We start from the raw sequence: 12906 nt of genomic DNA, 5'->3' as shown, positions 1-12906 counted from the left end.
GCTCTTTTGTCATCCTGATTGCTAATGATAAAACCAAATCTTTTTTTCAGGAGCTAATCCCGCTATACGTTACAATCTTTTGTGGCGAACACCGCCACAAAAGGATTTCCACTGCTATCGGGGCTAGGGGCGTCATTTTCATAATAATATTTTCGGCTAGTTTGTCATCCCGAGGAACGAGGGATCTCCGCAAGTCATTCGACATAGATTGATAACCTACTTTGCGGAATTTCAAGCGGAGATCCCTCGTTCCTCGGGATGACAGTGAGTGCTGCTAAGTCTCATTAAGAAAAAACTTCATATAAAACCCGACAGTTTCTAATGAAAAAGACTGTCGGGTTTATTGCATACGAAAATGTCCAACGTTCGTATTATTATTTTCAATTTAGAAAGCAAATTCTTCGACCACCGCCAAAGCATTTGGTAAAGCACTATCAGCAAAATCAGGAATTGCAGTTCCTTCTACACGAAAAGTAGTAACATCGGTTATCCCTAAAAAGCCCAAAACTACGCGCAAATACGGTTCTGCAAAATCATAACTTTTGTAAGGGCCATCAGAAAACACAGCTCCCGAAGCAACCGATAAATATACTTTTTTACCGCTTATTAAGCCTTTTGGTCCATTCTCATCATAGCTGAACGTTTTTCCTGCTCTAGCTACCTGATCGATCCATCCTTTTAGCAATGCCGGAATTCCAAAATTATAAATAGGAACTCCAATAACGATAATATCAGCCTCCAGTAAATATGTTATTGCATCGTCAGAAAGTTTAATAGATTCTACTTGTGCACTTGTATGTGCCTCTTCAGGAGTATAAAATGCATTCAGCTGCACTTCATTCAAATAAGGCAAAGGCGTTTTAGAAAGATCAAAAGTTTGTACTACGCTTGCCGGATATTCTTTAGCCAGTTTTTCAATAACTGCATTAGATAATTTATTACTAAAAGAAGCATCTCCCTTGATGCTTGTCACTATATTCAGAATCTTTTTGCTCATTTTTATAACTATTTTGTTTTATGATACAAACTTATATACATTTGCTATCTCTTTTATAGTACTATCCTCAAGGATAGCGCTATCCTTGAGGATAGTAACGCAATACATATGAAAACAAAAAGCGAAATAACTGAAGAAATGGGTTGCAATGGTCAGCCTGAAGAATGCCTCGCAGCATTATTACCGGTAAGAGATGCATTAGAAGTTTTAAGCGGCAGATGGAAACTGCCCATTTTAATAGCATTATCCAACAGGCCAAAACGCTTTAAAGAAATTTCGAAAGATATCAACGGAATTACAGACAAAATGCTTTCGAAAGAACTTAAAGATCTCGAAATAAACAAACTCGTTACAAGAACCGTTTATGATACGTTTCCGCCAACGGTCGAATACGCACGAACAGAACACAGCCACACTTTGTATAATGTTATTGGTGCATTAAACGAATGGGGAACTTTACACCGCAAAGAAATTATTGGTCATTAAATAATTCCATAAAATCTAAACCCGACAGGTATTAAAAAACTGTCGGGTTTAATTTTTTAATAAAAACTGTAACAAAATCACAAAATAAGTCTCTATAGTAAAAAAGTCATTATAAACTCAACCTTATATCCTTTATTATGAGAACCTTAAAATCAGTTACTTTACTTCTTTTTACTTTCATTTCATTATCGGAAATACATGCTCAATCGATTCAAAATGACAGCATAAAACTCGATTATACCAAGATTTATTCTCTCGCATTAGACGGAAATCCTGTATTGGCTCTACCATTATTAGAAATAGATCCATCAAAAAAAATAGCAGCAAAGGATTTACAATTCAAAACCAATTTTGAAAACCGTTTTAAGTTCAAAAACGATCAAAGTGATTTCCTGGAAACCCGAAAATCTAAAATAGATCAATTATTAAAAATCTACAGAGATTACTGGCGATTTTCATTTTTAAATAAAGAAAAGAAAAACGACACGCTGATCATGAAAAATGTATCTGATTTTCTTAGAAAAAACTTTCCATCGGCAGAAAAACTAAAGATTAACGAAGACAGCATCAATGTCTATCAAAAAAAATACATCGCCAGTTTAGGCTACCATACAACAGGATTTGGAAAAACCGGAGGTCTTTATGATTTATTGGTTTGGAAAACAGAAAAAGACACCATCTATAACCTCAATTATGACGGAAAAGAAACGCCTGTAAAAGTTTATTTTATGGATGATTTTATAACGCTGGGCTGGAGCGAATATGCCACTTTGGGACGTTATTATCCTGCTGGCTGGGCCACCAAAGAAGCTTTGTTTTGCGTAAAAAAATCATACGATTTAAAGTCGGAAACCTTTAGAGTAAGTTATATTGGTCATGAAGGAAGGCATTTTGCTGATTATAAATTGTTTCCCAATTTAAAAGGAGTCGGTTCTGCCGATTTAGAATACCGCGGAAAATTGACCGAATTATCCCTTTACTCTCCCGATGGACTTTATAAAAGAATTCAGTTTTTTATTAATAATGGTAATTACGATAGCGAAAATGGTCATTCGATCGCCGCTTTTTGTGTCATCAGAGATTTATCGAGAGTATTATTCCATAACGATTATGAAAAAGATTTAGAGAAATGGAAAGCAATTCCATCAAAAAAAATAAATGAAGCTGCGGCTAAAATTCTCGAAGAAAACACAAAATCATTACAGAAAATTCCGAATGTAGAAAAATTTATCAAGCAATAATTTTGACTAAAGAATACATCAAATCCTTACACAAAATCGCCAAAACAATTAATAATCAATATTTTACACAATAAAGATAATATCAAAAACTAAAATAATTATAAAGAAAAAGATTAAATTTGGTTACCCAAATTATAAATTCATTCTTAATAATTATGAAAAAAAATCTACTCAAAAAATTTAAAAAGAAGTCATTTCTGCATATACTCTATGCTTTTTTTCTCTTGCTGTCATGGCAGGGAAACTGTCAATATATTACGCAAAACCTTGCTCCTACGGCTGTAATAAAAGAAGGTTTAGCTTTAGAACAAGCTCCTGACGGACGAATATTTATTGCCGAGAGAGCGGGTCTTGTAAAAGTATTTCAGAATAACGCCATTTCTACTGTTTTTACAGTAAACACCATTACAGATAAAGAGCAAGGATTATTGGGCTTAACACTACATCCTGACTTTGCAACAAACGGTTATATTTATGTGTTTTATGCCATTCTTGATGGCGCAGTAATTAGACACAGAATAGAAAGAATACAAGTAAACAATACCAATCAGGTTTTAGGCAGACAGGAAATCTTATTGTTAGAACCTATTGGTCAGGGTTTTCATAATGGTGGCGATCTAAAATTCTTTAACGGATTTTTGTACATAACCGTTGGAGATAGTCAGGTGGATACGAATGCTCAAAATCTGGATACTTATAAAGGAAAAATCCTAAGAGTTACCGAAGACGGACAACCTGCACCCGGAAATCCGTTTTACGGAAGCGGTTCTGTACAAAGACAAAGTATCTGGGTTTATGGTTTTAGAAATCCTTTTAGACTTGTAGCCAATAAAAAAGTCAATAAATTATATGTTTTGGATGTGGGGACTTCATGGGAAGAAATCAACGAAATCAGTAATCCAACTATTCGCAACTACGCCTGGGGACATCCGCAAGGTGGCGACGGGAAGCAAACTGAGATTAATTTATTTACCAACCCAATATTTACCTACGCAACCGGAAGCATAGGAAACGCGCTGACCAATGGTCTTTTATACAATCCGGATACGCCGCGTTATCCTAATCTTGAAGGAAAATTTATTATAAAGGATTACGTTCGAAATGAAATTCGTTCTTTCGATCCAAACATTGCTGATCCCGTTTCAACTGAATTTTATTTCGCACCGCAAAAACAGGCATTAGGAATGACCTTAGGCAATGATGGCTATATCTATTACTGTTCTTACGAAAATAACGGAGCTTTGATCAAACTCGATTATATTGCAACAGCAGCGCCTACGATCGTAAATCATCCCTTATCTCAAACCATTATGCAAACTACGCCTGTTACTTTTACAGTTTCGGCAAGTGGCGTAGGACTTGGTTATCAGTGGCAATTTAATAATGTTAATATTCCAGGAGCCACTACAGCAAGTTATACAATTGCCAATGTTTTACCAGCAAATGCCGGAAACTACAGAGTTATTGTGACCAATACGGCAGGAAGCGCCACAAGTAATCCTGCAACGCTAACCGTTACACCTTTTAACAATACACCAACCGTTACGATCGTTTCTCCGTTACCAACTTTAAAATGGAACGCTGACGATATAGTGGCTTTTGAAGCTAATGCCACCGATGTCGAAGACGGAAATCTTCCTGCAAGTGCTTATTCGTGGAGTATTGATCTTTTTCATGAAGATATTCCAGGAGCCGGACATTCACATCCGGGTGCAAGTCCGCAGGGCGTGAAATCAGGTACTTTTACAGCGGGTAACCAAGGCGAAAAAACACCAAACATTTGGTACCGTTTTACCGTAAAAGTAACCGACAGTAATGGTCTTACAGGATCTGCTTTTGTAGATATTAAACCCAATTTAGTTGATGTAACGGTCACAAGTACTCCGGCTTTATTAGGTTTAGAATTCAACCAAAAACCAGTTACAGCACCAGCGACCAGAAAAGTGGTTGCCAATGCCAGCGTGCAAACCTTAAATGCTCCAACTCCGCAGTATGTAGGCAACATAAGATACGATTTCGACCATTGGAATCATGGCGGAGCAGCCAACCAAACCTTTAAAGCTCCTGCAACAGGAACTGCTACTTACACCGCTGTTTATACGGCAACGACATTAGTAAATGCACCCTATTTAGGAGTTATTGCTCAAATTCCGGGAGTTATCGAAGCCGAAAATTATGATATAGGAACCGGCGCTTATTTTGACAGCGATGGTGGCGGTGATACTGCGTACAGGCCTGGTGACGGCGTAGGAACAGAAGTTTGTAACGAAGGTGGTTTTAATATATCCTATGTAGCCAAAAACGAATGGCTTAAATACACCGCAAAAGTAAATACTACAGCAAATTATACGATCAATTTTAGAGTTTCCTCTCCTTATGCCAACCGAAAAATTCGTATCGAAGTGGATGGCGTAAACGTTACCGGAACTATTAATTTACCCAATACCGGAGGTTTTCAAAACTGGCAAACTGCAAGCATTTCGAATATTCCGTTAACGCAAGGTACGCGTACTATTACTTTGTTTTTTGAAGAAGGCGATATCAACATCAATAAAATGGAATTTGTACTGACCGGAGGAACAACTGCTCCAATCGCAGATTACGAAGTAAGTCCGCAAACGGGATGTCTCAATGCGCCTGTTATTTTCGAATCTGTTTCTATAGGAACGGTTGATAATTATCTTTGGAATTTTGGTGAAGGTGCACAACCTGCCACCGCAACAGGAGTTGGTCCGCATACTGTAATTTACGGAACAGAAGGAGTTAAAAACGTTTCTTTAACCGTTAGTAATTCAGTGGGAAGCAATACTAAAAACAACTCCCCTTTTACTGTTCGTAATTGCAATCTTGGGGTTGAAATTCCAAACGAACAATCGAATAAAATTACTGTGTATCCAAACCCTTCAACTGGTATATTTCATTTATCGAAAGAACTGGAATGGAGTGTTTATTCGCCTTTAGGAACTAAAATAAAACAAGGAAAAGGAAATGTAATTTCTATTTCAGAACATCCGTCAGGAATTTATTTTGTAAAAATAAACGGTACTACTAAATCTATTCCTGTTAGTAAACAATAATATTTCCCTTTTGGGATCATCCTCTTTAGCACATAGATTCTGATTTAAAAATTAGATCTGTGTGCTATTTTTTTTACCCATTTTTCTATTTCAAAACTCGATATTTTGTAGTAAATTACAGCTTCTTAAAGATAAGTTTCATTTTAAATACAATAAAAATGATAGACTCAAAAATACCTGAAGGTCCTTTAGCAGAAAAATGGAATACTTATAAAACCAAAGCTAAACTTGTAAATCCGGCCAACAGAAAAAAACTCAACATTATAGTGGTAGGAACTGGTCTTGCAGGTGCTTCCTGCGCGGCATCATTAGCAGAACAAGGTTATAATATTCAGTCATTTTGTTTTCAGGATTCTGCCCGAAGAGCACATTCTGTTGCTGCACAAGGTGGTGTAAATGCGGCCAAAAACTACAAAAATGATGGCGACAGCACTTATAGAATGTTTTACGATACCATAAAAGGTGGCGATTTCAGATCTCGTGAAGCCAATGTTTACCGTCTTGCTGAATGTTCAGCAGCTTTAATCGATCATGCTGTGGCGCAAGGCGTTCCTTTTGCAAGGGAATATGCAGGATATCTTAATAACAGATCTTTTGGAGGTGTTCAGGTTTCGAGAACTTTCTACGCTCGCGGACAAACCGGACAGCAACTTTTATTAGGAGCTTATCAGGGTTTATTACGTCAGGTTTCTTTAGGAAAAGTCGCGTTGCATAACCGTCACGAAATGCTCGAATTGGTAGTCATTGACGGAAAAGCAAAAGGTATTATCGCCAGAAATCTGGAAACCGGAGAACTGGAACGTCACGTTGCAGATGCCGTAGTTTTGGCTTCCGGAGGTTATGGCAAAGTCTATTATCTTTCGACATTGGCAATGGGATGTAACAGTTCTGCTATTTGGAGAGCGCATAAAAAAGGCGCTTATATGGCGGGCGTGAGCTGGATTCAGTTTCACCCTACTTCCCTTCCGCAACACGGAGCCAATCAATCTAAACTTACGTTGATGTCGGAATCGCTTCGAAACGACGGCCGAATCTGGGTACCTAAAAAAGCCCAGGACGATCGAAATCCCAATACAATTCCAGAAGACGAACGAGATTATTATCTGGAACGTAAATATCCTTCTTTTGGAAATCTGGCTCCAAGAGATATTTCATCAAGAGCCGCAAAAGAACAAATTGATGCCGGGCATGGCGTTGGACCAATGAAAAATGCGATCTATCTGGATTTTTCTGCTGCCATAAAAGCGCAGGGAAAAGATACCATCGAAGCCAAATACAGTAATCTTTTTGCGATGTACGAGAAGATTACCGGAATTAATGCTTACAAGGAACCCATGCTTATTTCACCCTCGGCGCATTTTACGATGGGCGGTCTTTGGGTCGATTATGAATTAATGACTACAATTCCGGGTTTATTTGCTTTGGGCGAAGCTAATTTTGCCGATCATGGCGCAAACCGATTAGGCGCTAATTCCTTACTACAGGCGTGTGTCGACGGTTATTTTATTGCGCCGTATACTATCCCAAATTATTTGGCAGGAGAATTAAACGCTCCAAAATTAGATACAAATCATCCCGCTTTTGATGAAGCCGAAAAATCAGTCAGAGCGCAATTAGATCAATTTCTGAATAGTAAAGGAACGCTTTCTACAGATTATTTTCATAAAAAAATAGGCCGATTATTATACGAAAAATGCGGTCTTTCGAGAAGTAAAGAAAAACTCGAAGAAGCCATCGAAGAAATTAAAGCCTTAAAAGCGTCTTTCGAAAAAGACTTATTAATTACCGGAGACGATACTTTGAACAGCGAACTCGAAAAAGCCGGACGCATCTCTGATTATATCGAATTGGCCGAATTAATGTGTTATGACGCCTTACAAAGAGAAGAATCCTGCGGAGCACACTTTCGTGAAGAATACCAAACGCCAGATGGCGAAGCAGTTCGAAACGACGAAGATTTCTGTTATGTTTCGGCCTGGGAATGGAAAGGAAAAGCAAATCGACCGGAATTACACAAAGAGCCTCTCGTATTCGAATCGGTTGAATTGGCAGTTAGAAGTTATAAATAATTATTAATTGTTAATTATAAATTATTAATTAACAATCCATAAATCTCAATTTCACAACTTACAGACAATTTATAATTAATAATTAACTATGAAACTATATCTTAAAATATGGCGACAACTTAACGCTTCCGCGAAAGGAGAAATGGTAAATTACGAAATCGACGAAGTTTCTGAGCATATGTCTTTTCTGGAAATGCTCGATCTTTTGAACGAATCTTTAATTCAGAAAAAAGAACGCGTCATCGAATTTGATCACGATTGCAGGGAAGGAATTTGCGGGCAATGCGGCGTTATGATCGACGGAAGAGCTCACGGACCTTTAAAAAATACAACAACTTGCCAACTTCATATGCGAAGTTTTAAAGACGGAGATACCATTTATATCGAGCCTTTTAGAGCCAAAGCTTTTCCGGTGCTACGAGATTTAAAAATCGACAGATCTGCTTTTGATAATATTATTGAATCCGGTGGTTTTATTGGCGCTGCTACAGGTCAGGCACCCGAGGCCAATACTATCCCAATATCATACGAAACCGCCGAAGCCGCTTTTTATGCCGCCGCTTGTATTGGTTGTGGAGCGTGCGTAGCCACTTGTAAAAACGCAAGTGCAGCTTTGTTTGTTGGTGCTAAAATAACGCATCTCGCTTTGCTTCCGCAAGGAAAAATAGAAGCCTCAAAAAGGGTTTTAACCATGGTTCAGCAAATGGATCAGGAAGGTTTTGGAAATTGTTCTGATACCCGAGCCTGCGAAATCGAATGCCCGCAAGGAATTTCGATTCTTTCAATCGCCAAAATGAATGCGGAATATACTAAGGCTTTGATTTTTAGGAAGTGATATTATAGAAAAAAGAATCTCGCAAAGTCGCAGAGACGCAAAGTTTTTTGTTTTTAAATTTTAAGCTTTGCGTCTCTGCGACTTTGCGAGATTAAATTCTAAAAAAAACTTACTCTTTTTTATAAAACTTCTCCTCTCCGTCCTGATACACTCTCTTAATTCCCGTTACCACATTGTTTTCAGAAATAACTTTTATACGGAAATCATCTATTCCATCCACCAGAAATAAATCTTGCTCGATAGGAGTCAATAGCAAAGTGAATAAATTATTCCACTTATAATATAAATTATCATTTTCTAGTTTCAGCTCTGATTTACCGTATTTTCCCTGATACGATTTTAAAACCGTGCTGTTAATATTGGCTGCTTTTTGTCTGTTTTTAATAATTGGAATATACCAATTGAGATTGTTTGTTACCTCTTTATTTTTGGCTGATAGTTTTTGCAAAGCAAGGATATGAGAGGTATTTACGGCTTCTTCATTTTTGCATAAAACATCGGGCATAACTCCTTTTCCTTCAAAATCAAGGTTTGTAATTGGGTCTTTTACTTCTCCAAAAGGAATATTTACAGAAAAACCATCTGGCAATACTTTTCGATCAATTGGGTGTGCTCCTCCCGCCGTTTTCTCGCCTACAATTGTAACACGTTTTAAATTTTGAAGCGAATAACTCATCCATTCAGCTGCAGAAAAAGTAACGGAACTGGTTAGAATATAAATATCAATATCTTCTAAACGTTTGCCAGGAACAGATGGCAATAACCACATTTCGCGTTCTACTTTTTTTCTGTTTTTCTCATTATAATAATATTTATAAAGAGGCAATTCTTTACCGGAATAAAAATAACTGGTTAGAAATTGTCCCATTTCCATAGCTCCGCCATTATTTTGGCGTAAGTCGATAATCAGCGCATCAGTACTGCTTAAAAATTGCATTACCGACGCAGCCGTTTCACTGCCTATTGCAGGATCTTCAAAATAATCAAATTTTAGGTAACCTACATTTCCCTCTAAAATTCGTACTTGTTGAAAACCGAAATTTTTCTTTTTTGCTTCAGCCAATTCTTCAGCTTTAATTTTTTTCTGTACTTCTTTATCTTCTTTTTTAAGCTGATTTTCTGTCCATTCCGGATCATATCGTACTGAAAAATGCAAGTCTTTACTAACTTCTATAAGATCTGCACTTAATTTACTCCCAAATTCATTTGGTTTTACAATGTCTTTATAAAGCCCTTTTTTATAATTCTCATTTAGTTTCTTTTTAATATCTCCGACAGCATTTGGTCGTATATAAAACTCTTCAAGTTTTTGGGTTAGCGAATCAATAATTTGTTTTTTACTTAATTCAGTAAGATTTTCTTTTACGTTTGACGCGTTTTGCGAATACGAACCAATTGAAAATGTTAGCAATAATAAGGCTAATAGTCTTCTCATTTTATGAAGTTTTATAGTTTAAAGTTATTTGTAGAAAGCGATATTTTCTGCTATAGGCTAAATTCCTTCTACAATGTATTTGATATATCAAATGTAATTATTTATTTGATATATCAAATATATTTTTATCAATTATTTTTTGTTTTAAATTTTTGCATACAAAAAACCCGACAAGTTCTAAGAAACTGTCGGGTTTGAATATTGAAGTTTTTTTACGTATTAACGAAATTTTGCGCAAAGTCACAGAGATGCAAAGTTTTAAACTTAAAAAAGAAACAACTTTCGTCTCAGCTCTTGATAGCTATCGGGATTGCAAGATTTTTTTAACGTTTTACCTAAAAAATTTCTGCCTCAGTGCCAGCAATTTGCAGGAAACTAAACCGCAAAATAAGGCGATAAAATATCTTCAAAATTGTATAATCCTTTTTGTTTGTGTTCTAAGTTTTCGGCAACAAAAACAACTCCGTTTCCAAAGGCTTCTCTCGAAATCGATTCGTGAATTAACCGAACGGTCTGATACGGAAAACCAAAGATTACCTCATGTTTCCCAACGATTCCTCCTGCCCTAACCGAATTGATATTTTCTTTATCAATATCTAAAGCTTCTGCAATTTTAACCGCGGTTCCTGATGTTCCTTGTTTCATTTTAAAATGTTCTTCGTTGACTTCGATATCAACCCACGGAGCGATTTTCTTTAAAAACTTAGCAGCAAAAAGTAAATAATTAACACCAAGCGTAATATTAGGCGACCAGAACACGGTGGTTTTATGTGCCAGTTTTTTTAATAATTGTAATTCTTTATCCTTATAATGAGAAATTGCTGAGATAATTTTAATATTGCGGCTTGCGGCAAGTTCGCCATATGTATAAATACCTTCATTAGACGAAAAATCGATAATGACATCTACGGGATGTTTGTCTAACAATTCCTCCATAGTGGTTTTAGAACTTGAGTAGATTAATCCGGGTTCTTCTGACTGAATTCCAAAAAACTCCGGAACTGATCTGTGTTCTAAAACAGTACTTTGTCTTAAAACCCATTCCAGGCAAAATTTCTTGTTTTCAAGTAGTATTGATGCTACTGATTTTCCAGTCTTTCCAAATCCGATTAATCCTATTTTCATAATTTATTTTTTTTATTGAGCAGAACGCTCGTTAACAGAAATTGACATTTTTTGAAACTAATGTCAAATCAAAAATTCAATTATTATCTAAGTCGATAATGTAGTGTATTAGTAAAAATAGAAATATTATAACGGGAAGACGAAAGATTATTGAGTTTTATAACAAAAAAGAGGGTTGTTAACAGGAATAATATTGTGAAATTTTTAACCGTAAAGATTGCAAAGCACAATCTTGTCATTTCGACCGAAGGGAGAAATCACACAAAAGACTCCGCAATCAAAATCGCCAATCTTTGTCGAATCCCGAGTGTGATTTCTCCCTTCGGTCGAAATGACAAAAATGCGCGCCTTTACAAAATCATTTCCCAAAAACTTTCCTTCAAAACAATAAAATTTTCCGATAAATACTACAGATATTTTTCTGCTTAATATATAGAAAAAAAGGAATGTAAAAAAAACTTTCAGATTACTTAACTATATTTATTTTCAGTAGTTTTACGACCTGATTGCCCCAAATAAAATCAGTAAATAATGGCTTACAATAATAAAGGATTGGTTCGCTTTTTAGACGCGCAAAACAAATTATACTTGTCTGCGCTTTCGGAAATTAAAAAAGGAAGGAAAGAATCTCCGTGGATGTGGTTTATTTTTCCGCAGATAAAAGGATTGGGATCGTGTGATACGTCTAAATTCTACGAAATTAAAAATGCAGATGAAGCAATCGCTTTTCTGGAACATCCGATTTTAGGAAAACATTTGATAGAAATCACCGCCGAACTGATCAAAACTGATGAAAAAACGGCAGAAGATATATTTGGAAATCCGGACAATGAAAAACTACAATCGTGTATGACTTTGTTTGCCAGTGTTCAGAATACTGAGCCTGTATTTAATGAAGTATTAGACAAATATTTCGACGGATCTTCAGATTTTCATACGATACAATTACTGTACAGTAATCTTTAAAAGGTACGTATTACAAAACTTTTCAATCCTAATTTTTAAATTAATCCCGGATTCTAAGCCTTTTTTAATTAAGATATCTATCTTTGCAACCGAGTTGCGTTAGTTAATAACTCGTGAACTCGCCATAAACAAAGGATTTCCAGAACAAGAATGAAAAAGAAAATTATCTTAATTAATCTTTTTATGTCTTTAGCTGTATTGTTCGCAATGCTGTTTCAGACTGTCCATTCTTATGAGCACATCTACAAGCAATTAACAGAGAAACCTTGTGATCATCAATACGTTGAAGGTCAAAAGCAAATCACGCACAGCCATACTGTTGATACGAACTGCCACGTTTGTCATTTTGCTTTTAGTACTTTTATTCCCAATTCATTTCAAACTTTATCTTTTGACAAGGTAAGCACCGAAACTTCTTATGTATTCTTTTATACTAAAGTTGCTTCAACCTTTTTTAAAGGCAGTCTTTTTTCTCTTAGAGCACCTCCTGCCCTAATTTAGTTTACTACATTTTTATTTTCGGAAAATTAAAAACACCTCTTACCTATTTTTTAATTGGTAAAAGGAGAATTGATCGCATTTCATTTGATACACTCTGTTCATACCAAAAATCGTATTGAATAGGAGGTAAAAATGTCATTCTTATTTTCAAATTCCAATTAATTTTTTTCTACA

General features: G+C 36.0%; 10 protein-coding genes. 7 read left to right on the top strand and 3 right to left on the bottom strand.

All coding sequences use genetic code 11. The features are described from left to right. Positions 1-385: 385 nt before the first annotated feature. Complete coding sequence (locus FLACOL7796_RS04960; RefSeq protein WP_173969726.1) at positions 386-997, bottom strand: FMN-dependent NADH-azoreductase; 612 nt, start codon at positions 995-997, stop codon at positions 386-388. A gap of 108 nt (positions 998-1105) precedes the next feature. Between FLACOL7796_RS04960 and FLACOL7796_RS04955 the strand changes: the two genes are divergently transcribed. From FLACOL7796_RS04955 to FLACOL7796_RS04935, 5 genes are all read left to right on the top strand, one after another. Beyond that, positions 1106-1483: a winged helix-turn-helix transcriptional regulator gene (locus tag FLACOL7796_RS04955; RefSeq protein WP_173969725.1), complete on the top strand. Its 378-nt coding sequence runs from the start codon at positions 1106-1108 to the stop codon at positions 1481-1483. Between the two features lie 137 nt (positions 1484-1620). Further along, a complete protein-coding gene (locus FLACOL7796_RS04950; protein WP_173969724.1) occupies positions 1621-2724 on the top strand; it encodes a hypothetical protein in 1104 nt (367 codons plus the stop codon). A gap of 155 nt (positions 2725-2879) precedes the next feature. Further along, on the top strand, positions 2880-5801 hold the full coding sequence (locus tag FLACOL7796_RS04945) for a PQQ-dependent sugar dehydrogenase (protein WP_173969723.1): 2922 nt from the start codon (positions 2880-2882) through the stop codon (positions 5799-5801). Positions 5802-5959: 158 nt separating this feature from the next. Further along, positions 5960-7870, top strand: coding sequence for a fumarate reductase/succinate dehydrogenase flavoprotein subunit (locus tag FLACOL7796_RS04940; protein WP_173969722.1), 1911 nt, complete (start codon positions 5960-5962; stop codon positions 7868-7870). 88 nt (positions 7871-7958) lie between these two features. Continuing rightward, positions 7959-8705, top strand: coding sequence for a succinate dehydrogenase/fumarate reductase iron-sulfur subunit (locus FLACOL7796_RS04935; protein ID WP_173969721.1), 747 nt, complete (start codon positions 7959-7961; stop codon positions 8703-8705). A 109-nt stretch (positions 8706-8814) separates the two neighbouring features. Here FLACOL7796_RS04935 and FLACOL7796_RS04930 read toward each other — a convergent pair whose 3' ends face one another. Continuing rightward, on the bottom strand, positions 8815-10140 hold the full coding sequence (locus FLACOL7796_RS04930; RefSeq protein WP_173969720.1) for a S41 family peptidase: 1326 nt from the start codon (positions 10138-10140) through the stop codon (positions 8815-8817). Between the two features lie 375 nt (positions 10141-10515). Further along, positions 10516-11265 carry a 4-hydroxy-tetrahydrodipicolinate reductase gene (locus FLACOL7796_RS04925; RefSeq protein ID WP_173969719.1) on the bottom strand — a complete coding sequence of 250 codons (750 nt, stop codon included), beginning with the start codon at positions 11263-11265 and terminating at the stop codon, positions 10516-10518. 531 nt (positions 11266-11796) lie between these two features. Here FLACOL7796_RS04925 and FLACOL7796_RS04920 point away from each other — a divergent pair. Then, a complete protein-coding gene (locus FLACOL7796_RS04920; RefSeq protein WP_173969718.1) occupies positions 11797-12231 on the top strand; it encodes a DUF1810 domain-containing protein in 435 nt (144 codons plus the stop codon). A gap of 150 nt (positions 12232-12381) precedes the next feature. Further along, positions 12382-12732, top strand: coding sequence for a hypothetical protein (locus tag FLACOL7796_RS04915; protein WP_173969717.1), 351 nt, complete (start codon positions 12382-12384; stop codon positions 12730-12732). Positions 12733-12906: the final 174 nt, after the last annotated feature.

Origin of the sequence: Flavobacterium bizetiae (assembly GCF_902804475.1) — a bacterium.
Lineage (GTDB): Bacteria > Bacteroidota > Bacteroidia > Flavobacteriales > Flavobacteriaceae > Flavobacterium > Flavobacterium bizetiae.
Note: the sequence above shows the minus strand (reverse complement) of the source record. Positions and strands in the feature narration are given on the sequence as shown.